The sequence below is a fragment of the Veillonella seminalis genome (assembly GCF_003992065.1).
Classification (GTDB): domain Bacteria; phylum Bacillota; class Negativicutes; order Veillonellales; family Veillonellaceae; genus Veillonella_A; species Veillonella_A seminalis.
This window is the reverse complement of sequence record NZ_RQUZ01000002.1, coordinates 77,610-103,103: the sequence shown is the minus strand read 5'-3', so window position 1 is coordinate 103,103 and position 25,494 is coordinate 77,610. Positions and strand designations below refer to the sequence as shown.

At 41.5% G+C, this 25,494-nt stretch carries 27 protein-coding genes and 1 pseudogene; 19 read left to right on the top strand and 9 right to left on the bottom strand.

What is annotated here, in order from left to right:
- Nucleotides 1–379 precede the first annotated feature (379 nt).
- From EO126_RS01940 to EO126_RS01885, 12 genes and pseudogenes are all read left to right on the top strand, one after another.
- Nucleotides 380–1,129, top strand: coding sequence for a phage replisome organizer N-terminal domain-containing protein (locus EO126_RS01940; protein WP_002569235.1), 750 nt, complete (start codon nt 380–382; stop codon nt 1,127–1,129).
- Complete coding sequence (locus EO126_RS01935; RefSeq protein ID WP_002569234.1) at nt 1,126–1,980, top strand: ATP-binding protein; 855 nt, start codon at nt 1,126–1,128, stop codon at nt 1,978–1,980. The genes EO126_RS01940 and EO126_RS01935 overlap by 4 nt, the downstream gene beginning before the upstream one ends.
- Nucleotides 1,977–2,165 carry a transposon-encoded TnpW family protein gene (locus EO126_RS01930; protein WP_002569233.1) on the top strand — a complete coding sequence of 63 codons (189 nt, stop codon included), beginning with the start codon at nt 1,977–1,979 and terminating at the stop codon, nt 2,163–2,165. The genes EO126_RS01935 and EO126_RS01930 overlap by 4 nt, the downstream gene beginning before the upstream one ends.
- A 111-nt stretch (nt 2,166–2,276) precedes the next feature.
- Nucleotides 2,277–3,887, top strand: a complete 1,611-nt coding sequence (locus tag EO126_RS01925; RefSeq protein ID WP_002569232.1) for a recombinase family protein — start codon at nt 2,277–2,279, stop codon at nt 3,885–3,887.
- Nucleotides 3,888–3,977: 90 nt separating this feature from the next.
- Nucleotides 3,978–4,070 (top strand): annotated as a pseudogene (locus EO126_RS10895) (Maff2 family mobile element protein); the annotation flags it as partial.
- 10 nt (nt 4,071–4,080) lie between these two features.
- A complete protein-coding gene (locus EO126_RS01915) occupies nt 4,081–4,944 on the top strand; it encodes a VirB6/TrbL-like conjugal transfer protein, CD1112 family (protein ID WP_127007208.1) in 864 nt (287 codons plus the stop codon).
- A 9-nt stretch (nt 4,945–4,953) separates the two neighbouring features.
- Nucleotides 4,954–5,244: a hypothetical protein gene (locus tag EO126_RS01910; RefSeq protein WP_127007206.1), complete on the top strand. Its 291-nt coding sequence runs from the start codon at nt 4,954–4,956 to the stop codon at nt 5,242–5,244.
- 1 nt (nt 5,245) lies between these two features.
- Nucleotides 5,246–5,656, top strand: a complete 411-nt coding sequence (locus EO126_RS01905) for a PrgI family protein (RefSeq protein ID WP_006740597.1) — start codon at nt 5,246–5,248, stop codon at nt 5,654–5,656.
- On the top strand, nt 5,547–7,970 hold the full coding sequence (locus EO126_RS01900) for a VirB4-like conjugal transfer ATPase, CD1110 family (protein ID WP_127007204.1): 2,424 nt from the start codon (nt 5,547–5,549) through the stop codon (nt 7,968–7,970). The genes EO126_RS01905 and EO126_RS01900 overlap by 110 nt, the downstream gene beginning before the upstream one ends.
- A 7-nt stretch (nt 7,971–7,977) precedes the next feature.
- Complete coding sequence (locus EO126_RS01895) at nt 7,978–10,557, top strand: CD1108 family mobile element protein (protein WP_006555739.1); 2,580 nt, start codon at nt 7,978–7,980, stop codon at nt 10,555–10,557.
- 14 nt (nt 10,558–10,571) lie between these two features.
- Nucleotides 10,572–10,811, top strand: coding sequence for a hypothetical protein (locus EO126_RS01890; protein ID WP_002838498.1), 240 nt, complete (start codon nt 10,572–10,574; stop codon nt 10,809–10,811).
- Nucleotides 10,798–11,109, top strand: a complete 312-nt coding sequence (locus EO126_RS01885) for a hypothetical protein (protein ID WP_006555740.1) — start codon at nt 10,798–10,800, stop codon at nt 11,107–11,109. The genes EO126_RS01890 and EO126_RS01885 overlap by 14 nt, the downstream gene beginning before the upstream one ends.
- A 66-nt stretch (nt 11,110–11,175) precedes the next feature.
- Here EO126_RS01885 and EO126_RS01880 read toward each other — a convergent pair whose 3' ends face one another.
- Entirely contained in the window at nt 11,176–12,231 is a 1,056-nt protein-coding gene (locus EO126_RS01880; protein ID WP_006555741.1) for a tyrosine-type recombinase/integrase, read from the bottom strand.
- A gap of 158 nt (nt 12,232–12,389) precedes the next feature.
- Nucleotides 12,390–12,695 (bottom strand): double zinc ribbon domain-containing protein, encoded by a 306-nt coding sequence (locus tag EO126_RS01875; RefSeq protein ID WP_006555742.1) that lies wholly within the window; start codon nt 12,693–12,695, stop codon nt 12,390–12,392.
- A gap of 368 nt (nt 12,696–13,063) precedes the next feature.
- Between EO126_RS01875 and EO126_RS01870 the strand changes: the two genes are divergently transcribed.
- The 4 genes from EO126_RS01870 to EO126_RS01855 all read left to right on the top strand — a co-directional run bounded on the left by EO126_RS01870 (nt 13,064) and on the right by EO126_RS01855 (nt 17,324).
- Complete coding sequence (locus tag EO126_RS01870) at nt 13,064–13,543, top strand: NfeD family protein (RefSeq protein ID WP_006555743.1); 480 nt, start codon at nt 13,064–13,066, stop codon at nt 13,541–13,543.
- Nucleotides 13,544–13,642: 99 nt separating this feature from the next.
- Nucleotides 13,643–14,623: a flotillin-like protein FloA gene (gene floA, locus EO126_RS01865; protein WP_269145964.1), complete on the top strand. Its 981-nt coding sequence runs from the start codon at nt 13,643–13,645 to the stop codon at nt 14,621–14,623.
- 13 nt (nt 14,624–14,636) lie between these two features.
- Nucleotides 14,637–15,497, top strand: coding sequence for a hypothetical protein (locus EO126_RS01860; protein WP_006555745.1), 861 nt, complete (start codon nt 14,637–14,639; stop codon nt 15,495–15,497).
- A 258-nt stretch (nt 15,498–15,755) separates the two neighbouring features.
- Nucleotides 15,756–17,324, top strand: a complete 1,569-nt coding sequence (locus EO126_RS01855) for a nitrite/sulfite reductase (protein WP_006555746.1) — start codon at nt 15,756–15,758, stop codon at nt 17,322–17,324.
- A 131-nt stretch (nt 17,325–17,455) separates the two neighbouring features.
- On the opposite strand, the gene EO126_RS01850 is transcribed toward EO126_RS01855, so the two are convergent.
- The 7 genes from EO126_RS01850 to rbsK form a co-directional block, all read right to left on the bottom strand.
- On the bottom strand, nt 17,456–18,631 hold the full coding sequence (locus EO126_RS01850) for an aminotransferase class I/II-fold pyridoxal phosphate-dependent enzyme (protein ID WP_006555747.1): 1,176 nt from the start codon (nt 18,629–18,631) through the stop codon (nt 17,456–17,458).
- Entirely contained in the window at nt 18,624–19,136 is a 513-nt protein-coding gene (locus EO126_RS01845; RefSeq protein ID WP_127007202.1) for an Lrp/AsnC family transcriptional regulator, read from the bottom strand. The genes EO126_RS01850 and EO126_RS01845 overlap by 8 nt, the downstream gene beginning before the upstream one ends.
- A 358-nt stretch (nt 19,137–19,494) precedes the next feature.
- Nucleotides 19,495–20,397 (bottom strand): ribose ABC transporter substrate-binding protein RbsB, encoded by a 903-nt coding sequence (gene rbsB, locus EO126_RS01840; RefSeq protein WP_127007200.1) that lies wholly within the window; start codon nt 20,395–20,397, stop codon nt 19,495–19,497.
- Between the two features lie 9 nt (nt 20,398–20,406).
- Entirely contained in the window at nt 20,407–21,342 is a 936-nt protein-coding gene (locus EO126_RS01835; RefSeq protein ID WP_006555750.1) for an ABC transporter permease subunit, read from the bottom strand.
- Nucleotides 21,342–22,823 carry a sugar ABC transporter ATP-binding protein gene (locus tag EO126_RS01830; protein ID WP_006555751.1) on the bottom strand — a complete coding sequence of 494 codons (1,482 nt, stop codon included), beginning with the start codon at nt 22,821–22,823 and terminating at the stop codon, nt 21,342–21,344. The genes EO126_RS01835 and EO126_RS01830 overlap by 1 nt, the downstream gene beginning before the upstream one ends.
- 17 nt (nt 22,824–22,840) lie before the next feature.
- Nucleotides 22,841–23,254, bottom strand: a complete 414-nt coding sequence (gene rbsD, locus EO126_RS01825; protein WP_006555752.1) for a D-ribose pyranase — start codon at nt 23,252–23,254, stop codon at nt 22,841–22,843.
- Nucleotides 23,255–23,256: 2 nt separating this feature from the next.
- Nucleotides 23,257–24,147 carry a ribokinase gene (rbsK, locus tag EO126_RS01820; RefSeq protein WP_006555753.1) on the bottom strand — a complete coding sequence of 297 codons (891 nt, stop codon included), beginning with the start codon at nt 24,145–24,147 and terminating at the stop codon, nt 23,257–23,259.
- Between the two features lie 356 nt (nt 24,148–24,503).
- Here rbsK and EO126_RS11150 point away from each other — a divergent pair, with 356 nt between their 5' ends.
- The 3 genes from EO126_RS11150 to EO126_RS01805 are packed head-to-tail and all read left to right on the top strand — an operon-like array spanning nt 24,504 to nt 25,467.
- Nucleotides 24,504–24,854: a nitroreductase family protein gene (locus EO126_RS11150; RefSeq protein WP_006555754.1), complete on the top strand. Its 351-nt coding sequence runs from the start codon at nt 24,504–24,506 to the stop codon at nt 24,852–24,854.
- Between the two features lie 51 nt (nt 24,855–24,905).
- Entirely contained in the window at nt 24,906–25,118 is a 213-nt protein-coding gene (locus tag EO126_RS11145) for a nitroreductase family protein (RefSeq protein WP_051018211.1), read from the top strand.
- Between the two features lie 13 nt (nt 25,119–25,131).
- Nucleotides 25,132–25,467, top strand: coding sequence for a zinc ribbon domain-containing protein YjdM (locus EO126_RS01805; RefSeq protein WP_006555755.1), 336 nt, complete (start codon nt 25,132–25,134; stop codon nt 25,465–25,467).
- Nucleotides 25,468–25,494: the final 27 nt, after the last annotated feature.

Sequence of the window (25,494 nt, the reverse complement as noted above, 5' to 3'; positions counted from 1 at the left end):
CCAAAATGTACCCGAACCTATACAGAACAAGGGGGCTGCCCCGTACCCTATCCGCAAATACCAAAGGATTTTTTAACGGGCTTATAGGGCAGAAAAAACCCGAAAATGATACCGAGATGATACAGAATTACCGCCGATACCGCCACACCAGCGGAAACGGCAGAAAGGAGCGCACCCATGCCAAGAATGAGCAAGAAACGGCGGCTGGAATGGTCTTTTTTCCTGCGGCAAGTGAAAGTCGGGAATTCCACCTGCGATCGTATCACATACAATGACCTCTGCCGGGGCTGTACCCATAGCTGCAAGCAGAGCTTCCGGGCGGTTATCATACTCTGCCCCCACTACTACTCCAAACGCCGGAAAAAGGAGGACAGGGACAATGGCAGATAACCGCAAGTATTACTACCTCAAGCTGAAAGAGAACTTTTTTGACAGCGACTCCATTGTGCTGCTGGAAGATATGAAAGACGGGATTTTATACTCCAATATCCTCTTGAAGCTGTACTTAAAATCGCTGAAAAACGGCGGGAAATTGCAGCTTGACGAGCATATCCCCTACACAGCGCAGATGATAGCGACACTGACCCGCCACCAGATAGGGACGGTTGAGAGGGCTTTAGAGATTTTCCGGCAGTTGGGGCTTGTGGAGCAGCTTGACAGCGGGGCTTTCTATATGACCGACATTGAGCTGATGATAGGACAGTCCTCTACCGAAGCCGAGCGGAAACGGGCTGCAAGACTGGAAAACAAGGCACTTTTACCGCCCCGGACAAAAGGCGGACATTTGTCCGACATTCGTCCACCAGAGATAGAGATAGAGTTAGAGAAAGAGATAGAGATAGAAAAAGAGAGAGAGGGAGAAACGGGACACCCCGCCCCCGCCGCTTATGGCAGATACAACAATGTGATACTGACCGATACAGAGCTTTCCGGGCTAAAAACAGAGTTGCCCGACAAGTGGGAGTATTATATTGACCGGCTTTCCTGCCATATCGCTTCCACCGGGAAACAGTACCACAGCCATGCAGCCACCATTTACAAGTGGGCGCAGGAGGACGCTGCCAAAGGCAAGGCTGCCCCGAAACAGGGCATACCCGATTATTCATGCAAGGAGGGCGAGAGCTTATGAAAAACGGAATTGAAGCTATGATTACGGACATTACAGCCACTACCGCCGAAGCGGAGGACTACACAGGCGAGGACGGGCTTTTATACTGCGGTAAGTGCCATACGCCCAAAGAAGCCTATTTTGCAGAGGGAAAGACTTGTTTCGGGCGTGACCGCCACCCGGCAGAGTGCGACTGCCAGCGGGCAGCCCGTGAAAAGCAGCAAGCCGCCGAAAGCCGACAGAAGCACCTTGAAAAAGTGGAGGACTTGAAACGCCGGGGCTTTACCGACCCTGCTATGCGGAACTGGACATTTGAGCATGACAACGGCAGAAACCCGCAGACCGAAACCGCCCGCTTTTATGTGGAGAGCTGGGAAACCATGCAGGCTGAAAATATCGGCTACCTGTTTTGGGGCGGCGTGGGGACGGGAAAAAGCTACCTTGCCGCCTGTATCGCCAACGCCCTTATGGAAAAAGAGGTTGCCGTCTGCATGACAAACTTTGCAACGATACTGGGTGACCTTGCCGCCAGCTTTGAGGGCAGGAACGAATATATTTCCCGCCTTTGCAGCTACCCTCTGCTGATACTTGATGATTTCGGTATGGAGCGAGGAACAGAATACGGGCTGGAACAGGTTTACAGCGTGATTGACAGCCGTTACCGAAGCGGCAAGCCGCTGATCGCCACGACCAACCTCACGCTGGAGGAATTGCAGCACCCGCAGGACACGCCCCACGCCCGTATCTATGACAGGCTGACTTCCATGTGCGCCCCCGTCCGCTTCACGGGCAGCAACTTCCGAAAGGAAACCGCACAGGAAAAGCTGGAACGCTTAAAGCAACTGATGAAGCAGCGAAAGGAGAGCCTATGACAGAAACGAAACAGACAAGCACCACCAAAACAGACCGCCGCCCGGACTGTGTGACGGAAATCCGCATGGGCAACTCCGTCCTTACCGTTTCCGGCTTCTTCAAGCAGGGCGCAACCGACACCGCAGCCGACAAGATGATGAAAGTGCTGGAAGCGGAAGCTGCTACACAAAAAACGGCGATTTGACCGACCATAAAGAAGCAGATTTGACGCTTTTGCCGCTATACAGACAGCCGCCCCATGTGGTACAATCAAGGTACGGAATAGTGGGGCTGGCTGTCGGAAACGGAGGATTTTATGTTAAGACAGACCAACCAACAACCAATTACCGCCCTTTACCCAAGACTATCCCATGAGGACGAGCTGCAAGGCGAAAGCAATTCCATTTCCAATCAGAAGCGTATCCTTGAAACCTATGCAAAGCAGAACGGCTTTTCCAATCTGCGCTGGTACACGGACGACGGTTATTCTGGTGCGAACTTTCAAAGACCCGGTTTTCAAGCCATGCTTGCGGACATTGAAGCCGGAAAAGTCGGGACAGTTATCGTAAAGGATATGTCGAGGTTAGGGCGAAACTACCTGCAAGTGGGAATGTACACGGAAATGATTTTCCCACAGAAAGGTGTCCGCTTCATCGCTATCAATGACGGAGTGGACAGCGCACAGGGCGACAATGACTTTGCCCCGCTGCGGAATATCTTTAACGAATGGCTGGTGAGAGATACGAGCAAGAAAATCAAAGCAGTAAAACGCTCAAAAGGCATGAATGGCAAGCCCATCACAAGCAAGCCTGTGTATGGCTACCTCATGGACGAGGATGAAAATTTCATTATTGACGAGGAAGCTGCACCCGTAGTCAAGCAGATATACAACCTCTGTCTTGCCGGGAATGGTCCGACCAAGATAGCCCGTATGCTCACAGAGCAGCAAATCCCCACGCCGGGAACGCTTGAATACCGCAGGACGGGCAGCACCCGCCGCTACCACCCCGGCTATGAGTGCAAGTGGGCGACCAATACCGTAGTGCATATCCTTGAAAACCGGGAATACACAGGCTGTCTGGTAAATTTCAAGACAGAAAAACTTTCTTACAAAGTCAAGCACAGTGTAGAAAATCCCCCGGAAAAGCAAGTGATTTTCGAGAACCACCACGAGCCTATCATAGACACCCAAACATGGGAACGGGTGCAGGAGCTTCGCAAACAGCGCAAACGCCCAAACCGCTATGATGAAGTGGGTTTGTTCTCCGGCATACTGTTCTGTGCGGACTGCGGCAGCGTGATGTATCAGCAGCGATACCAGACGGACAAGCGCAAGCAGGACTGTTATATCTGCGGCAACTACAAGAAACGCACCCATGACTGTACGGCGCACTTTATCCGCACCGACCTCTTGACCGCTGGTGTACTCTCCAATCTGCGGAAAGTGACCAGCTATGCGGCAAAGCATGAAGCCCGGTTTATGAAACTCTTGATTGAGCAGAACGAGGACGGGGGCAAACGCAGGAACGCCGCCAAGAAAAAGGAACTGGAAGCCTCCGAGAAACGCATAGCCGAGTTATCCGCTATCTTCAAGCGGCTGTATGAGGACAGCGTGACCGGGCGCATATCAGACGAGCGTTTCACAGAGCTGTCGGCAGACTATGAAGCAGAGCAACGGGAGCTGAAAGAAAGAGCCGCTGCTATTCAAGCGGAGCTTTCCAAAGCACAGGAAGCCACCGTGAACGCAGAAAAGTTTATGAATGTTGTCCGGCGGCATACCAGCTTTGAAGAACTTACCCCTACTCTGCTGCGGGAGTTTGTAGAGAAAATCGTTGTGCATGAGTGCAGCTATGACGAGAACAAGACCCGCAGACAGGACATTGAGATTTATTATTCTTTTGTTGGCAAGGTGGACTTGCCCGAATAACCGCCCGACCTATCCGACACAATGCGCAAGTGCCGGATAGGAACGGCAAAATTTTTTACACTTCTATTACTTCTTTATCGCACATCAGTAAAATCTCAAGGTATTAAGCAGCTTATGGCTGGTGGAGGAATTGTACTAATCGGTATTAAGTTAATTCCACTACTTGCAAATGTTTTAAATTAGGAGAAAGTCTATGTTTGGTATCTTTGACAAGCTAACTGAATTTTTTAAGGATATGCTACTTGGAGGTATCAAAGCAAATCTTGAGTCCATGTTCTTAGATATAAATGACAAGGTAGGAGTTATTGCAACTGATGTTGGGAAAACGCCAATGGGTTGGAATGGAGAAGTATATAACTTCATAAAAAATATTAATGATAATGTGATTGTTCCAATAGCAGGTCTTATCATAACAGCAGTTTTATGTATTGAACTCATAAATATGGTTATGCAAAAGAATAATATGCACGATACAGATACTTTTGAGTTTTTCAAATACATTATAAAGATGTTTATAGCAGTCTACCTTGCAAGCCATGCCTTTGAATTTTCAATGGCAGTCTTTGATGTGGCACAAAATCTTGTAAACAAAGCGGCAGGGGTAATCACTACTTCTGCCACTGTTTCAGGAAATCAGATAGTTGCAATGGTTGATGCATTAAAAGAAAAAGAAATAGGTGAGCTTTTAATGATACTAGTTGAAACAAGCCTAGTGAGGATTGCAATTCAATGTATATCTTTAACTATTACATTAATAGTATATGGGCGTATGTTTGAAATATATGTCTACTCATCAGTATCATCCATACCATTTGCTACTATGGGAAATAAAGAATGGGGTCAGATTGGAACAAATTATATCAAGGGACTTTTTGCCTTGGGACTACAAGGTTTGTTTTTGATGATATGTTTAGGTATCTACACCGTTTTAATAAGAACGGTACAGATTACAGATATTCACGCAAGCTTGTTTAGTATATTAGGATATGCTCTACTACTTGGACTTATGATGTTTAAAAGTGGAACAGTTGCAAAAAGTATTATGAATACGCACTAGGAGGAATAAATGTTAAAAAAGAAAAATTGTGCTTTATTGGGACTTGGATTTTTATTGGGAGGAACTTATGAAATCTTAAAAGAGAAAAAAAGAAATGAAGAGATTAGAAACTTAAAGAGGAGAATAAATAGACTCGGAAGATGTCATAATGAATTTGTTATGTATCAAGGAGAATACAATGACAGAAATGAAGAAAAACAAGAAGAATTAGAAGAAAGAATTAGCTACCTAGAAGAAGAAACAACATCTAATTATGACCATATACTTGAACTTTCCAAAGAAGAAGTAGAGGGAGATTAAAATGGCGTACGTACCAATACCAAAAGATTTGGACAAGATTAAAACAAAGGTTGCCTTTAACTTAACTAAAAGACAACTTATAGGTTTTTCTGTGGCAGGACTAATTGGCATACCAACCTATTTATTTATGAAGAAATATCTACCTAATGATGTTTCTATTATTGTAATGCTAATAGTAACCCTGCCAATCTTTTTTATAACCTTATATGAAAAAGATACCTTAACTTTTGAAAAATATTTTAAATTTTTCTATCTTCATAAGTTTTATCAACCAGCTAAGAGAATAAGAAAGGAGGCATACCTTGAAGCAAAGAAAAAAGCAAATCAGCGACTTAAAACTAAGGGAAAAACAATTAAAAAAAGACAGAAAGGAAGTAAGAAGGTTAAAAACAAAGAAAGATCCAACAAATAGTCTTCTAAGTGTACTTTTAAAGAAAGAGAAAAAGAGATTTACTGTTGAGGACACTATTCCATATATAAGAATGTTACCAGAGGGCATTTGCCAGTTAGATGAAAAAAATTATTCAAAGACAATTTCATTTCAAGATATAAATTACCAGTTGGCATTGGAAGAAGATAGAGATTTAATCTTTAACCAATTTGCCAACTTTTTAAATTCTTTTGATCCAAGTGTACACATCGAACTTTCGTATGTAAATCAATTAGGAAGAAATAAAGACCTACAAGATGCAATTAAAATTGCAGACAAGGGAGACTTCTATGACGATGTAAGAAAAGAGTTTAGGGAGATGTTAAAGCTTCAACTTGCAAAGGGCAATAACGGACTTAAAAAGATGAAGTATATAACCTTTACCACAGAAGCCGATAACCTAGAGCAAGCAAGAGCAAAGTTAAATAGACTTGAAGTGGATATTTTATCTAACTTTAAATCTATGGGGGTAAGAGCAGAAAGTCTTGATGGCGAAGAAAGATTAAGACTTGTTCACGATATGTTAAATCCAGACAAGAACTTTAATTTTTCATATAAAGATTTGAATAAGAAAGAGTCTACAAAATCACATATAACTCCCAATATCTTTAATTTTGCACCAGCAAATAATTTTAAATTTGGGAAATATATTGGGGCAGTAAGCCATTTTCAAATACTAGCAAGTGAGCTATCAGACAGAATGCTATCTGAGTTTTTAGATATTGATGACAATATTTATGTAGCATTTCATATAGATGTAGTTGAACAAGCAGAAGCTATTAAACTTATTAAGAGAAAAAACACAGACCTGGATAGAATGAAAATTGAAGAACAAAAGAAAGCAGTTCGTGCTGGATATGATATGGATATTATTCCTTCAGATATAAATACTTTTGGGGCTGATGTTAAGTCCATGTTATCTGACTTACAAAATAGAGATGAAAGGCTCTTTGTAGTATCCATAGTAATGATGAATTTTGCTAGGACTAATCAAAAATTAGAAAACACTATTGCTCAAATCTCATCAATTGCTAACAGACATAATTGTCAGCTAAAAAGATTATCTCACCAACAAGAGCAAGGACTTGTTTCTGCCTTACCTCTAGGAGTTAATCAAGTCGAAATAAAAAGATTTTTAACTTCATCATCAACGGCAGTATTTATGCCTTTTACAACAGAAGAGCTATTTATTGATTCGGCAAATTCTTTGTACTATGGATTAAATGCCCTTAGCCAAAACTTGATTATGGCAGATAGGAAGAAACTAAAGAACCCTAACGGTCTAATATTAGGTACACCAGGTTCTGGTAAATCTTTCTCAGCAAAGAGAGAGATGGCAAATGCAATTCTTGTAACAGATGATGATGTAATTATTTGTGATCCTGAGGGCGAGTATTCAAACCTTGTAAAACAATTTAATGGAGAAGTTATTAAAGTTTCAGCAAAGTCAAAGGATTATCTAAATCCATTAGATATTAATATGAACTATGGAGATGGGGACGCACCTTTAAAGGATAAGGCAAACTTCATAATGTCTATGCTTGAACTTGTAGTAGGAGGATCTGGTCTTACTGCTGCAGAAAAATCTGTTATAGATAGGTGCTTACCAAAGATATATCAAAAATATTTTGAAGACCCCAAACCAGAAAATATGCCTATACTAGGAGATTTATACGATATGCTCCTATCTCAAGAAGAGGGAGTTGGTAGGAAACTCGCAACAGAAATGGAAATTTATGTTAAGGGAAGTCTTAATGTATTTAATAATAGGTCAAATGTTGACTTAAATAGACAACTGCTCTGTTTTGATATAAAAGAGCTAGGGACACAACTTAAAAAAATAGGTATGCTTGTAATTCAAGACCAGGTTTGGAACAAGGTTTCCCTTAATAGAGGAAGCAAGTCTACAAGATACTATATAGATGAGTTTCACCTTTTATTAAAAGACCCACAAACTGCCTCATATTCAGTAGAAATCTGGAAAAGATTTAGAAAATGGGGAGGTATTCCAACAGGTATAACTCAAAACGTAAAAGACCTTTTAACAAGTCAGGAAATTGAAAATATCTTTGATAATACAGACTTTGTTCTAATGTTAAATCAAGCATCTGGAGATAGAGATATTCTTGCTAAGAAATTAAAAATATCGCCTTATCAGTTAAACTATATTACTAATTCAAACGCAGGTGAGGGACTATTATTCTTCGGGAATACTATTGTTCCCTTTATAGATAAATTCCCTAAAGATACCATGCTATATAAGCTAATGACAACAAAACCAGAAGAAGCTAAGTAGGTGTGATATGGATAAAAAACTAAAAAAAGATTTTCAAAAGAAAATTATAAGAAATAGGGACGCTCCTGAAACGAATCTTGAAAGTAAACTTGTTCATTCAGATGATTATACCAATAAGATTATTAAGACTAGGAATAGGTTCGGAGATAAAATTTCAGAAAAAGAATCTAAACTTATTCATGAGAATGTATTAGCTAAAGATCAAAAACAAGATAAACTAAAAGATTTTCAGAAGTCTAAAAACAAGGAAAGAATTAGAAAAGAAGTTTTAGATAATAAGGATAAGGTTGAAGAAACAAAACAAGCTAATCTTGAAATAAGGGCAGATGAAAGCTTTAAACTTGATGAAGACTTAGATGTAGACTTCAAAAAGGTAAATTTTGATAGTGAAAATAGTAGAAATATTAATTCTAATAAACTAACAACAGATGATATCTCAGCTAAGGCTCAACCAATAAGCAATAAGACGGCATCAAGTAAAATACAAGTTCTTAAAAATTATGAGGATAAACTTATTCATAGTAAGGATAAATTTCAAGACAAAATCAACGAGAAAGAGTCTAAGCGAATCCATACAAGTGAAGATAAACCTATTGAAGCGAAGAAAAGTAAGAGAATATATAGAAAAGATAAGCTTGTTAAAGATGAAGTAAGTAAGAACGAGAGTAATACTAATATCGATAAAAAGCAAAAGCAGAAGCTTTATCAAGAAAAGAAGTTTAGAGATAAGGAAAAATTTTCTAAAGAAATAGATAAAGAAAATAAGCTAAGCCAAGTTGATACAGAAAAAACTTTTGATAATCCTGAGTTTAAGGACAATAATCAAGAATTTATAAAAGATGAAAAGGAAACAAGCCTTAAACCTTCAGAACAAAAGAAAGTTAATAAAAAGAAGACTTACTACAAAAGAAAAAATTATGAAAGTGATAAATTCACTCGAAAGAAAATTGATGACTTAAAAAATGAATCTAAGAAAGTTACAACTAAAGATTCTAAGAAATCACAAGATGTTAAAGATTTTATCTCAGATAAAAAGATTGGAGAGCTTGAAAAGTCTAAAAGCAAGCTAAAGGATAATATTTTAAAGAATAAAACTAAAGGAAGTCTATCTTCTGGGGTTTTATTATCTGGAGCTAAGTCATCAGAGTTAGTGAGAGATTATTTAAGTTCAGGATCTGACAATACTGGTGTAGAATCTGGAGAAAAGGCCGCTAATGTAAGCTCTAAACTCCAGCATGGAATAAGGAAGTATAAGCTAGACAAAAAGAAAAAGTCCTTAAAAAAGCTATCTAAACTTGATAAGAAAATAAGAAAGAGAAAAAGCAAGTTGGAGTTTAAAAGTGGTTTGGAAGATTTAAAAAAGTCAGACGCCTATATAAAGAAAAATAGATTTAAGAAGTTTTACCAGAGAAAACAAATGAAAAGCATGATAGCTAAAAAGCACGAAACAAGACTGGTAGATAGAGTTAAAAAAGCTATTTTAAGTTTAGGTAAGGCTTCTAAAGAGCTAATCGTAAGAAAAAGTAAGATGGTTCTATTTCTAGTAATAGGACTAGGTCTTATGCTATCAATCATGATTGGTGGTGGAAGTGTTGGTATGAGTGGACTAAGCAACTCAGTAAACTCAGTAATGACAACAACATACCTATCACAAGATACAGTTCTAAGTGAAGTTAATCAAGAATTTTCATCAATGGAATATGACCTACAATCACAAATAGAAAGTGTAAAAACAAGTCATCCTGGATATGACGAATATATCATAAATAAAGAAGGAGAAATTGGTCATAATACCCATGAACTTTTATCCTATATAACTTCAAGATGTGGAGAAGTAAAATCAGCATCTGAAGTAAAAGGAATTTTAAAAGAACTTTTCGACAAGATGTATAAGCTTGACTTTAAAGAAGAAATTGAAATTAGAACAAGAACAGTAGCAAGAACAAGATATGATAGTCGTGGTAATCCTTATACTAGCTATGAAAAAGAAGAGTACGAATATAAAAAGTTAATTGTAACTTTAAAGAAAAAAGAAATGGATGAAGTTGTTAGGGAAATATTTAAAGATTATCCAGACAATGTAGTTCATTATGAAGCTCTTCTAGAAGCCAAGGGGAATATGGGAGATGTTTTTGGATCAGGTAATGGGGACTTAGGAGAAATAGTAGATAATCCAAACTTTGGAAATCCTGGTCTTGCTTTTGATTCAGCTACTGCCAAAGCCTTATTTAATGAAGCAGAAAAACATATAGGTAAAAGATATGTGTTTGGAGCAAGTGGACCATCTAACTTTGACTGTTCAGGTTTTGTATGTTGGTCATTTACAAAGTCTGGTGTAAAGAGAATGCCAAGAACAACTGCATGGAGAATATACAAAGACTATTGTAATCCAGTAAGTCCAAGTGAAGCTCAACCTGGAGATATTATATTTTTCCACTCAACATATAACAGTGGAACACCAATATCTCACGTAGGAATATACGCAGGTAACGGAATGATGATTCACGCAGGAGATCCAATTCAATACACATCAATAAATTCAAAATATTGGAAATCACACTTTTATGGTTTTGGAAGACCAAGATAGAAGGGAGATATTATGTGAACAGAAAACTTGTAAGTATTAGAAATAAAAAGAAAAAAATAGAAGAGAAATTGAAAGATTTAAATGCAAAATACAAGGAAATTTGCGATGAAGAAATACAAGTTGAAAATGAAGAAATAATTGTAACTCTTAGGAGGAACAATATTAGCTTGGAAGAATTAATGGAGAAAATTAATGATAGAAAAAGAGAAGAAAAATTAAAAGAAAAGGAGAACATTCATAATGAAGAAATTTAATACGAACAGACTAAGAGCCTTTTTTATGGCTCTTTTATTAGTTTTAACATCAACTGTGCATACAAGTGCATTTGCAAAGTCTGATGTTACTTGGACGGAAGATGATTTTATGTATTCCTCTGAGGGAAATATAATCGCTTTTAGTGATAAAGGTTTAGAAAAGAAAGAGAAGACAAATATTCTAGTATTTCCTGAAGGAACGAAATCTATAAATGGAAATTATTCTTTAAGTCATTCAAACGATGAACTTAGATATAAAAGAGAATTTGGACTGGTAATCACGTCCTCTAATAAATAAAGCCTGTAACCATGCGTGGTTACAGGCTTTCTCATTTACAGAATATGCTCGACGGTGTTGACTTTTTTAGTCGTTACACAACTGTTGCTCAACCGGTATCAGATTTTTTTGTGTCGGGAGCAGCTCAACGGCATCGACTAATTGTTTAATTGTCTTATGCGTATAGGTGCCTTCCGTTAGGTCTTTGATACTATGGCCCATGATAAGTTTTATGATGTGCGGTTTAATATCGGCATTGGCAGCCATCGTCGCAAAAGTGTGCCGGCCATCGTGTGGCAGGTGCCCACCTTTTACCCATTGACGTCTGAGTTTGGCGTAGTCACCAATAACACCGGCCAATGTTTCATCCCGGTTAAACCGAGCTTTATTTACAAGCTCAAATACAAAGGGAAGTATGCATTTGGCAATTGGGATGACACGGTTTTTACCGGCCTTCGTTTTATTACCTCCAACAACATAACCGTCTTTTAAATACGTATTTTCAACGCGTAAATTGATTAATTCTCGTGGACGCATTCCGGTGTAGATGTAAATCAGTTTGAGCTTATTGATGCCTTCATCCTGATTCTGCCATAACGCTAGTATCTCTTCTGGTGTGTAAGCGGAGTGAATAGTACTTTCTTCAGCCGGTGGGCGTACTACAAATTTAGAGTAATCCTTAACATCTATATCGTGTTTAATGGCTGTAACGAACGTAGCTGACATGGCCAATACGATTTTATTAATCGTGGATCGTGACGACTCCTTATTGTCATCTACAATTCGTTGCAGATGGATTAGTTTCACATCGCCTATAGGCATATCCATTAATTCGTCCAGCCGTCGTTCCGCTAAGTCGTAATTGGCTAACGTTGATGCGGTAATACCTTGACGTTCCTTGTCGGCTTTCATCCATTTAAAGCACGTGCCAAAGGTAACGTCTTGTTTTTCAAAAACTTTTGGATCACCTTTATAATTCTTTAGAAATTCGAGGGCCTCTCGTGCAGTACGAAAGGTACCAACGGTTTTCCGAATCATACGGCCTTCTTCATCTTCGCCGATGGTGATAACGGCCCGGTAGGGCTTACGTAACGGTTTGTGGGTCATCTTATATACGGAACCCGAACCATTTGCTCTTCTCATAAAAAATCACGCTCCTGTCTTAAAAATAGGTATGGTTAATAGACCTGGAGCGTGTACCGTGATATAATTAAATTACTGAGTATGCGGCACTTCTCCAAGTGTTGTATATGAATCCCTCATCCGTTGCCGCGGGTGGGGGATTTTTTTGCTTTAATTGATTAGAAAGGGATATTATCCTCATCCCAAGGGGTTCCCTCTGCTGTAGTGGCACTGTTTTGTGCGTCGCGTTCATCTTTCCATGATGTTAGAGCTTTTTCTTTGAAATAAAGGCTTTCTGTCCCACATTTAGGACAATAGCGAAAATGTGGTTCTAATTTTTCGCCACAATCTTCACAGACATTTTGAGTAGGTAGCGAACAAATCGGGCAGTAGTTCCAATCGGAATCTATGTTTTCTAGTTCGCAACGCGGGCATGTTTCTGTTCGTCCGTTATCTATATTTTGGGGATATGTTTTGTAGTCCATAATAGGCAACTCTCCTGTTACATCTCCGTAAAAAAAGTTGATAAGATAGTTATTTTTGTGATACCACATAAGGCTTTTATTGCCACAAACCGGGCAATATTCTATAGACCTCGTATTTGCTACAAATAAATGACATCAGCAATATGTTTTGTATTGCCGCGATAGGAATAGTAAATAATTAATGCCTTCATTACAATCGCCTCTAATCTTTTTAATACAAGCTTTAATTTCAGTGCCAGTATAATCCTTGGAGTCGACTTTAAGTCAAGTATGTAAAAATTTAATTTACATTTTGAAAAAGAGGATTTGTTACTTCTCATATTGAATTATATTAATTAAAGGACTAATTAGGAGAAAGGAGGAGACCGATGGTAACCTATTTACTGATTGGTGGTATTATGCTGCTTGGAATTGAATCCGTTGTGCCGGGCACTTGCGTATTTGGTGTGAGCGGAATGATTCTGTTATTGGCGGTACTCTATTTATATTTAGGCGCCGGAGCTACTGCAGCTGTAGTGGTAGCTATTTTATCCGTTATTTCACTGGCTGTCGGCATATGGTTGATAAAAAAAGTGCCGCACAGTTGGATTGGCAAACGTTTGACTTTAACTTTGGAATCTACTAAAGATCGCGGCTATAGCGGCAATGATGAACGGGTAGATTTATTGGGTCAAGAAGGAGTAACGCAATCGGTGTTAAGGCCGGCCGGAAGGGCTCTTTTCGGTGAAAATATTATTGATGTTATAACGGACGGCGAGTTTTACGAACCGGGGACGAAAGTCGTGGTAGTAGCGGTTACCGGTGGCCGTGTGGTAGTCAGAAAAGTTGAGTCTGAAGAAGCAAAGTAGTTTGCCATATTCTTAGAGTCCTGTATTAAGGACTTGTACTGAATTTTTTATATAAACAAATGAGGAGGCTCTATGGAAGCGATAGTTAATTTCAGCTTTATGTTTATCATTGTGGCAGTCGTCGCAATTGTGGCCCTGTTTTTCCATTTTGTTCCGTTGGGATTATGGATTTCCGCATTAGCGGCCGGGGTTAATGTAGGCATTTTTACTTTGATCGGGATGCGTTTGCGTCGTGTATCACCGTCGAAGATTGTTTTGCCGCTGGTAAAAGCTAATAAAGCGGGCCTTTCTGTTAATGTAAATCAGTTGGAAGCTCACTATTTGGCAGGCGGTGATGTAGACCGCGTCGTAGATGCTTTAATTGCTGCTGAACGTGCGTCGATTCCGCTTACGTTTGAACGTGCTGCTGCCATTGATTTGGCCGGTCGTGATGTATTGGAAGCAGTACAGATGAGTGTTAATCCTAAAGTTATTGAAACACCGACTATTTCCGCTGTGGCTAAAAACGGGATTGAGCTTAAAGTTCGTGCCCGTGTAACAGTGCGTGCCAATATTGACCGTTTAGTTGGCGGAGCCGGCGAAGCAACGATTATTGCTCGTGTCGGTGAAGGTATTGTAACGACGGTAGGTTCTTCGGAAGAACATACGGATGTACTTGAAAATCCGGATCACATTTCCCGTACTGTATTGAATAAAGGTCTTGATGCGGGCTCCGCTTTTGAAATCTTATCCATCGATATTGCCGACGTTGATGTAGGACGTAATATCGGGGCTCAACTTATGACCGATCAAGCGGAAGCGGATAAGAATATTGCCCAGGCAAAAGCGGAAGAACGTCGTGCCATGGCTGTGGCCAAAGAGCAGGAAATGAGAGCGTATACGCAGGAAATGCAGGCAAAAGTTGTGGAAGCACAGGCGGAAGTACCGCAGGCTTTATCTCAAGCATTGCGTGACGGTCACATGGGCGTTATGGATTATTACAATATGAACAATATTATGGCTGATACTAAGATGCGTGAAACTATTGCTGAAGGGGAAACGACGGAGTTAACGACTCAGCCGAACCCACGTAATAAATAGCGAGGTTTAAGCTATGGATTTGGGGTTAATAGTAGTATTGCTTCTATTGGGGTCTGTAATTTTTGATAATCGCAAAAAACGGCGTAATTCTCAGAATAAGAATCCTAACGAAGACAATGCTGATATAGAAAATCGGACCGGTTTTGACTGGTCCGAACCGGGTGAGCAAAACAGGCCGGGACCACGGTCTCAGCAGCCGACGAATCCTATGCCGTCTAATGAGTCGCGAAATCAACCTTCGAATGGTGACTATACTGGCACACAAGGCACGGGTGGCACGGAAAATACCCGTGCTCGTGGGCAAGGTAAGTCGCCTATGTCTTGGGAAGAGATGGAACGCTATTACGGCATTAAGATGGAACGGAAGGAACCGACGGCACCGAGAACTCAGCCGACACGTAAAGAAGCTCAGGTGTATAGAGAATCCACCATGTCCGGTGAGACAAATCGACGCGTTGGTGTTCCTATGCCACAAGAAGCCTCTTTACCGCAAGAAGCTTCGTTACCGCAGGAGGCACCTCGTCCTAGAGATGTATCTTCACCGCAACAGCGGCAACCTGAACCGGTTATTGTGGCGTCAGAGCAACGAGCGGAAGCAAAACGTAAAGAGTCGATTCGTCCGGCACAAACCGAAACAGCACGTCAAGTGCCGAAGACGGTCACTATTTCACCGAATCGTACGACTATTCCGTCTGCCCAACCGGTTAAAACAATGCCTGCATCGGCTGCTTGGCAACCAAATGCAGCTGTTACAGGGCGGCATATATTTCATGGCGGCAATCATCGTTTACCGCCGGGCGGTTTAAGAGCGGGCATTATGTGGTCTATGATTTTGCAACCGCCTAGAGTTAAGCAGGGTGTGTATCGTCGCTAATATGAATTAAGTAGGTTTACGAGGTAAAATGTGATAAATGTGACAATTATCACATTTTCAATATTGTATTAGATTTATACTATTTGTTAGCGCGATTTGTATTAGCCTTGGTTAATACTATTAAATTAAATAGAGTCATAATTCGTCCCTCGGATTGCTTTCTATATTGACGCGATTCGAGTGGCGTGTTACGATTTAGACAGTTGTATTTGAAGTTGATATAGGTATGTCATTATAAAGAAATGAGAGGGCTATAAGATGACATTTTTAACAGAAGAGGTGAAAGCACGCCTCATCAAAGATTTACCGAAGTTTGCTAAAGTAAGCGAACAGTTTTTTAACAAAGAAATCTCAGTTAATGACTACAAAGGCTTGTCCGGCCCGTTCGGCACTTATGCAGAACGCGGTGCGAATACAGGCATGTTCCGTTTGCGTTTACCGGGGGGACGTATTACGCAAAAGCAATTGGCCTTTTTAGCTGATTTATTCACTCGCAATGATTTACCTCATTTACATTTTACGACCGGCCAATCTATTCAGATTCACAGCCTTCAGGGACCACAAATCATTGAAATGTTTAAAGAATGTCACGCTCAGGGAATTTATTCTCGCGGTGGCGGCGGTGACCATCCGCGTAATATTGCAGCCAGTCCGTTGTGCGGTGTAACACCGGGTGAACCGTTCGACATCACCCCATATGTGCAGGTGGCCAGCGAATACATTTTGACTTTAATTCCTGACTTCAAAATGCCGCGTAAACTTAAAGTTGCTTTTACTAACGGTCTTGAAAACGCTACCCACGTAACTTTCAAGGATTTAGGTTTCTGGGCACAGGCTGACGGTACCTTCACTGTATATGCAGCAGGCGGCCTCGGCGGCAATCCGCGTAAAGGTATTTTATTGGCAGAAAAAGTAGAGCCGTCCGAAATTTTATATTATATTAAAGCTATGGTTCGCACATTTATTGAAAATGCGGACTATAAAACACGTAGCAAAAACCGCACCCGTTATATGGTTGCTGAAATGGGTGAAGATAAATTCCGTGAAACATACAATAAATTCTTATTGTTTACTAAACGCGTAGAAGACTTGGACTTCACTGTACCTGATACTACAATTACTAAAACCGGCAACGGCAAATTATCCCAAGAAGAATTGGCAAAAGCTAACGGTTTAATCGGTGAACAGGTTCAAGACGGTTTATATTACGTATACTATCATCCGGTAGGAGGTCATGCTCAGCCGGTAGTGGCTCGTGACGTATTCCAATACGTAGGTTCCTTGGAAGGCACCGAAGCTCGTATGACCGGTGAAGAAGGTACGTATTTCATTAACTTGACGGCAGATGAAGCTCGTAAAGTATATGATCTTATTAAAGATGACAGCTCTACCTCCAATTTCTCCGCCAGCGTATGCTGTGTTGGTGCGTCTAAATGCCAGGTAGGTTTCCAGAATTCTCAGGTAGCTTACAAAGACATTTTGGCTCACTTAAAAGCGGAAGGTATTGATGACAGCTTGTTACCAAAAATCCACATTTCCGGTTGCCCTTCTTCTTGCGGTACCCATCAGATTGGTACTTTAGGCTTACACGGTTTTGTTAAACAAGTTGACGGCAAACCGCAACCTGCTTTCAATTTATTTAAAGGCGGCAGTGATGAATTGGGCGTTGTAACTTTCGGCGAACCTTTAGGTGCCATTACAACTGCTGATTTACCGGCCTTCTTTGCCGAATTGGCACAGATTTTAAATGCAGCCGGTGTTGCCTATGATATTTGGATTCAGGACCATGAAGCTGATTTCGAAGCATTGGCTAAAAAATATATCTAAAAGAAACATCAACTATACATAACGAAAGCCCCCTCGTGGTGAGGGGGCTTTTTTATATGCTTATAATTTTTTGCTTTTATGACAAGAAACCTTGGTTTCTGTGATGCGGAGCTAATTACGCTAATTTATTATTAAGCTTTTAATTCTTCCAGGAATTCAGTAATGCGTTTTAACGCTTCCTTGATGTTGGCTAAGGAGTTGGCATAAGCTACACGGACAAACCCTTCTCCGCAATCGCCAAAGGCATTGCCCGGTACGACCGCCACATGTTTAGCATAAAGCAATTTTTCGCAGAAGGTTTCTGAATCAAGACCGGTGGAACGGATATCAGGGAACACATAGAAGGCCCCTTCCGGTTCAAAACAAGTCAGTCCCAATTGATTGAATGTGTTAACTAAAAGTCGACGGCGAATATCATACTGATCGCGCATATATTCAATGTCTTTGTCACCGTTTTGCAAGGCTTCGATGGCGGCATATTGAGCAACCGACGGGGCACTCATAATGCCGTATTGATGGAGCTTCGTCATTTGCGTAATGATTTCTTTTGGACCAAGAGCCATACCTAAACGCCAACCCGTCATAGCAAAGGCTTTGGAAAAACCGTTGATAACGATAGACCGCTCTTTCATGCCCGGAATGGAAGCAATCGTTACATGCGGTTCGGAGCCGTAGGTTAACTCGCTGTATAATTCATCGGAAATAACGAGTAAATCATGTTCTTCGATAACTTTGGCGATTTCCTCTAAATGTTCGCGGCGCATAACGGCACCGGTCGGATTATTAGGGAATGGCAACACTAAGAGTTTAGTGCGCGGTGTAATATGGGCACGAATATCTTCGGCAGTAAGGCGGAAGTTGTTTTCCGCTTTTGTTTCTACCGGTACGGATACACCTTTGGATACTTCTGTAAGTGGCGTATAACAAACAAAGCTGGGTACCGGAATCAGGACTTCGTCGCCTTCGTTAATGAGGGCACGAAGCGCTAAATCGATGGCTTCGGAACCCCCGACAGTAACCAGAATCTCAGTAGCCGGATCATAGCTTACCTCGTATTTACGATTAAACCAACGGCTGATTTCTTCTCGCAAGTCTGAAAAACCGCGATTCGGTGAGTACCAGGTTTTTCCTTTTTCCAAGGTATCAATGCCGGTTTCACGAATATGCCACGGCGTAGTGAAGTCCGGTTCGCCGATACTGAGAGAAATGACATCGTCAATTTCGCTGGCAATGTCGAAGAAACGGCGGATTCCGGACGGTTTTACATTGGTCAGCTCACGATTTAAAAATTTATCATAATTAATCATAGAACACATTACTCCTTGTTTCTTTTTGTGCTTCGTCATGGTAGATAACGTTGCGGTCTTTGTAGCGGCTTAAGATAAAATGAGTGCCTGTTCCTTGTACGCCTTCCAAGGTGGAGAGGCGACGGGCTACAAAGAGGGCGATATCGCGCATGCTTTGCCCTTGAATGATAACGGTCAAGTCATAACCGCCGGACATGAGGTAGACACCTTCCACTTCTTCAAATTGCATGATGCGGTGTGCCAATTTATCAAAGCCCTGATCGGGTTCAGGGGTAACTTTGAGCTGAATGAGGGCTGTTGCTTTATTGGCATCGATGGCTTCCCAGTCGATTACGGCTTGATAGCCTTTGATAATTCCTTCCGCTTCGAGGGCGGCGATACGTTCAGATACCTCAGCTTCGGCTACACCTAACATGGCCGCCAATTGGTCATGTGTTAATTTCGCGTCTGTCGCCAAAAGGTCGAGCAGCTTTTTGTCAGTAGCAGTTACAGTAAAATTACTCATAATTAATATCTCCTTTCAAAGGTCGGAAACGAAGCATCCGAGGTATCAGACAAACAAGGTAAGTCTCAGTCTGTTACAGTTTAGTCTGACAAGATAACGATTTTTGTCTGACAATATAGTATACAATTTATTGTACCACTCTTTAAAGTTGAATTAAATAGAAAATTCAGTATTGATGCAGAAGATGCATGATAAAGATGAGTTTAGTGTCGGTATATAATGTGGTAAAGAATATTTTAAGCTGCCGATAACTATAGGATAAATAAAAAGCCGTGCGCCTATTACCTTGAAGGGTAAAGCGCACGGCCGGTCAATCTCTATCAATGTTTCTATCAAACAATATCAAAGTGTATGTTTATTATTTGGTTACTACTTTAAGTTCTACAGGAATCTTGCTATCCACAGTTTCACCCTTAATAACTTTGGAAGCAGTATCTACAGCAATTTTACCCATCAATTCAGGTTGTTGTGCAATAGTAGCCGCTAAAGTACCGTCTTGAACAGCTTTTTCAGCGTCTGCCGTACCGTCAAAACCTACGATGAAAAGTTGTTTGCCGGCAGATTTAGCAGCCTGGATAGCACCGAGGGCCATTTCGTCGTTGTGAGCAAAAATAGCTTTTACATCAGGGTTAGCTTGAAGAATGTTAGTGGAAACGTTTAAGCCTTTAGTGCGGTCGAAATCAGCACTCTGTTTAGCTACAACGTCTAAGGATTTGTCGGCAATATTGTGGAAGCCTTGACCGCGTTCGCGAGTAGCGGAAGCACCCGGAATACCTTCGATTTCAGCAACTTTTGTGCCGGCACCGAGTTTGTCAACAATTAATTGAGCCGCCATTTCGCCGCCTTTAATGTTATCGGAAGCGATATGAGCTACGACTTTACCTTTATCGGTAGAGCGGTCAACTGTGATTACAGGAATGTTTTTAGCATTCGCTGCTTCAACGGATGTAGCGATGGCTGCGGAGTCAACCGGATTTACGATCAATACGGACACGCCGCTTTCTAATAAGTCGGCAACGTCATTGGCCTGTTTTGCAGGGTCGTTTTGAGCGTCAACGATTTTAACTTTAAGGCCTAATTCTTTAGCCTGTTTTTCAACACCGTCTTTTAAAGATACGAAGAACGGATTGTTTAAAGTGGACACGGAAAAACCGATAGTGCCTTGTTTTTTATCGCTGCCACCGTCTTTAGAAGAGCCGCAACCGGCTACGAGACCGATAACTAAAATAACGGCAGCAATGATTGTTAATAATTTTTTCATTCTAACCTCCTACGCTTTTTTGCGGTCCCCGAGGACTGCAAGTAGAATTACAATACCTTTGACGATTTGTTGATAGAAACTGGAAACGTCGAGAATATTTAAACCATTGTTGAGGGTACCGATAATGAGGGCACCGATTAAGGTACCGACGATGTGACCGCGACCGCCGGCGAGGCTGGTACCGCCTAATACTACGGCTGCGATGGCGTCAAGTTCATAACCCATCCCTGCTGTAGGTTGAGCCGAGTTGAGGCGAGAGGTAATGATGGCACCGGCAATGGCACTGAGCATACCGGTTAAGGCGTAAGCGAAGATTTTTACACGGTTAATTTTAATACCCGCAATGTAACTTACTTTTTCACTGCCGCCGATAGCATAGGTCTGACGGCCGAGGGATGTTTTTTGTAAAACAAACCATAAAATAAGGAAGGATACGAACATGGTAATGGCCGGAACCGGCAGACCTGCAATGTCGCCTTGTCCGAAGCCGTGGAATAACGGATCCGAAGTCAAACCGCTGATAGGGTTACCATCTGTAAATACCAAGGTGGCACCGCGATAAATGGTCATGGTAGCCAAGGTGGCAATAAATGGCGCTACTTTACCGTAGGCGATGACAATCCCGTTGATACCGCCTAGGATGATGCCCACACCGGCGGAGGCGAGAATGGCCACTTCCGGATTCATGCCGCCAACGATGAAGTTTGCCATGATGGCACTGGATAAGGCGAGAATAGAGCCAACGGATAAGTCGATACCGCTCGTTAAAATAACGAAGGTCATACCGAAGGCGATAATCGCATTAATGGAAACCTGACGTAATAAGTTACGCAAGTTGGAGAATTCCAAGAAGCTGTCATTTAGAAATGCGATGATAATAAATAAGGCAATCAGGCCGATGAGAGGGCCTAATTTTTTGAGTTTTTCTGTAATATTTTGGTTCATTATTGTCCTCCTGTTGCTAGGTTCATGATAGTTTCCGGTGTTGCGTCACTATGGTTTAAAATACCGGCTACGGCACCTTCGTGAATTACCATGACCCGATCACTCATCCCGATAACTTCAGGGAGTTCCGAGGAGACCATAATAATGGAAACCCCTTGGCTTGTTAATTCATTCATTAAGTCGTAAATATCGCGTTTTGCACCTATGTCGATACCGCGAGTCGGCTCGTCCATGATGATAATGGACGGGGATAAACCTATCCATTTAGCGATAACTACTTTTTGCTGATTACCGCCGGATAATGAGGAGGCGGGTAAGTGAACCGATTGAGTTTTTACGCCTAAGCGCTTGGACAAAGTATCGGCAAAACTTACGAGTTTATTGCTATCCAACACATGGTTCGGACATACTTGACCGAGGTTAGGTAGGGTAATGTTTTTACCGATGGAAAAATCCAGAATGAGACCTTCACCCTTACGGTCTTCAGTAATAAAGGCAATGCCCGCTTTGATGGCATCTTCCGGGTTTTTGAAATGTAAATGTTCACCGTTTAAAGTGATTTCGCCGCCTTCATGCTTATCAATGCCGAAGATGGCACGCATAATTTCCGTACGACCGGCACCCATGAGGCCCGCAACACCTAAAATTTCACCTTTGCGCAGGTCAAAGGAAATGGTGCTGTTAAAATCTTTCGGTTTGAGCCCGTTAACGGTGAGAACAACTTCACCCGGTGTGGTTGTTCGGTCAGGATAGAATTCGTCGATGGAACGACCTACCATGTGACGCACCACTTCGTCGACCGTAGTTTCCTGAACCGGTTTAGTGCTGATGGTGTGACCGTCGCGCATAACCGTGATAACATCGCATTCACTGAATACTTCTTCCATGCGGTGAGAGATGTAGACAATGGCAACGCCTTGTTCTTTTAATTGGCGCATCATGCGGAACAAGGTTTCCGTTTCACGTTCGGTAAGAGCTGCCGACGGTTCGTCCATGATTACCACTTTGGCATCAAGCATTAAAACACGCAAAATTTCCGTCATCTGCTGTTGCCCGACGGAACATTCACCGGCTTCTTTAGTGAGCGGTAATTCGATATTAAGTTCCTTGCATTTTGCCTGTGCTTCAGCCAGCATGGATTTGCGATCGAGCATACCGAGACCGTTTCGTTTCGGTTGCATGAGATACAGATTTTCCAGGAGACTTAAATTAGGCCAAATATTTAATTCCTGATGAATAAAGGCAATCCCGTTTTTCTCTGCTTCCCTCGGATTGGCGAAGGTAGTGGCTACACCGTCGATAGTAATAACGCCGGCATCAGCTTTGTGCAAGCCTGTGAGAATGTTCATTAAGGTTGATTTACCCGCCCCGTTTTCCCCCATAAGGGCGTGAACCTCTCCGGCTTTTAAGGTAATGACCACGTCTTTTAGAACTTGGTTAGTTCCGAAGGCTTTGGCAATATCTGTCATCTTGATTTCCATTGATAACTCCTAAACGTTTATTTCTCGTCGTTGAAAATGCAGTCTGCCTGTAAGATTACATTGGCATACGGTGTTGTTTCACCGGTGCGGATAATACATTTACAACGTTTGGTTGCTTCTTTGAAGGCTTCGTGATCGGTTGTTTTCCATTCGTAGCGATCCTGCGGATAGAGTTCTTGAAGAACGGCATAATTATGTGGATTCATTTCTTTCATCGGTGAGGCGATGTGAATGGATTCAGACTGCATATGTTCTTTTAAAAGACGCACGACGGCTTCAAAGCTTGGCGTGCCGAACGTAAGGGCTAAGTCGATTTTTTGAACTCCGGCCGGTACGGGTAAACCGCAATCGCTGATGCAAATTGTATCGGTGTGGCCTAAATCGGCTAATACTTTGGCAATATGACTATTTAAAATACCACCTTTTTGCATGATTAACTCCTTTTCGCTAAGAAGGCTGCGACTTCATCAGCTGTAGGCATACCTTCCTGAGCTCCTAATTTTAAAATGGAAAGTGCAGCGGCGGCATTGCCGTATTGAAGCGCTTCTTCCATCGATTTATTGTTGGCAACAGCCGTGGCAAACGCACCGTTAAAGGTATCGCCGGCGCCGGTTGTGTCTACCGGAGTCACGGTGAAGCCCGGCACGGTATGAACTTTACCTCCTTGTGCATAGGCAACGCCTTCTTTGCCGAGGGTTACGATAATTTTACCTTCGTTGGCGAGCATGGTAGCTTCGGTTGATTGCGAAGGATATAGTGCAGCTAATTCGTGTTCATTAGGTGTAATATATGTGGCGGCATCGAGCCAAGCCGGATCCAAATCGGCGGCCGGAGCCGGGTTTAAGAGGACTTTAATGCCGTTTTTTGAGCATTTTTCGGTAATATAGCCAATTGTCGATAAAGGAATTTCGTTTTGTACGAGCACTAAATCGGCTTTCATGATGGCGTCCCATGCATTATCCACAACCTTTTCGTCCACTTTGGCATTGGCACCGGCAATAACGATGATGCTGTTATCACCTTCTGCTAAGGTAATATGGGCGGTACCGCTGTTTTCACCTTCAATCACGGTGAGATAGTCGGTATTTATATTGTATTTGTGGAGATTGTCCAATACCATGCGGCCATAGGCATCATCGCCGATGCAACCGACCATGGTAACCTGAGCCATCAACTTGGCGGCGGCTACCGCTTGGTTAGCGCCTTTGCCACCCGGCGAAATATTAAGCCCCGAGCCCATGATGGTTTCACCGGCTGTGGGACGTTTATCGGCCATGACGGTAATATCCATGTTACAACTGCCGATAACTACAATGTTATTCATTGTAACCTCCTTAGTATTTAATAGCGATTACTCTAGTATACACTAAATTTCGCTAATTTAACAGATAGTAAAAGTCTTAATTTAGTATATACTAAATAATCGTATTTGCCTACTGTTAAAATACAAAACATATGCATAATTAAATGTTGTGGGACGCTATGTTGAAAGCTGTAAATAGTGAATCAATATTAAATTTATGATATTTTTTTAAAAGATACGAAAATAGGAGATTAGCAATTTTAACAGCTTTAAAATAGGTGTATATATGTTGAATTAGGTTTAAGGGATTATTTTTGGTATAATATAGTAGATATAGCAAAATAAGAAATTTGAAAAAGGAAGGTCTGACAGTTAGTATGAGTGATAATAAAACGCCGATGATGAGTTTGGAAGCGGCTATTGGGGCTCGACGCAGTATTCGCCGTTATGAGACTGTGCCCGTTGAACGTGCTAAAATTGAGCATATGATTGATATGGCTAAAATGTCGCCATCGCCTAAAAACCGTCAAGCGTGGCGTGTACGCATACTTGAAGGGGCGGCAAAAGATCAATTTGTAGAAATGGGCTATACCTGTTTACAGGCGTTAAAAGAGACGGACCAAAAGTTCGGCAGTCTTGAGATTAGTTTACATGCTATGAAAACGGCCGGGGCTGTACTGATTGTATATAATCCTTTTGATGATGATATCGATTATGATCTCATTTAGAAGAAAAGTGATTTACAGGCCTTAGGTGCGTTTATTAATACGATTCTCTTGATGGCTACTCAAGACGGGTTAGGTTCTTTATGGATTAATGATATTTATTTCATTCAGGAAGAAGCCAAAGCATGGCTCAATATAAGTCATGAGATTGCGGCGGTTTTAACTATCGGTGTTCCCGCGGAACATCCTTTTGCCAGACCTCGACTTAGTTTGCGCGATATCATTGATGAAGGGGGAGCTTATTGTTTTATAAATTGGATATTTTAAAAGGAGACTGCACATGAGTGAATTACCAAATTGCCCGAAATGCGGCGAAGCGTATACGTATGAGGACGGACATCTTTATGTATGTCCAATGTGTGCTCACGAATGGTCGGCCGCCGATGCGGAAACTGCCGAGAGTGGCTTAGTTGTTCGTGATGCTAATGGGAACTTATTACAAGACGGCGATTCCGTAATTATTATTAAGGATCTTAAAGTAAAAGGAGCATCTGTGCTGAAGCAGGGGACTCGTGTCAAAAATATTCGCCTTGTTGAAGGTGATCACAATATCGATTGTAAAATTGACGGTTTCGGTGCCATGGCATTGAAGTCTGAATTTGTGAAAAAGCTGTAAGAGTTTACAAAAAGAATAGTGAATATC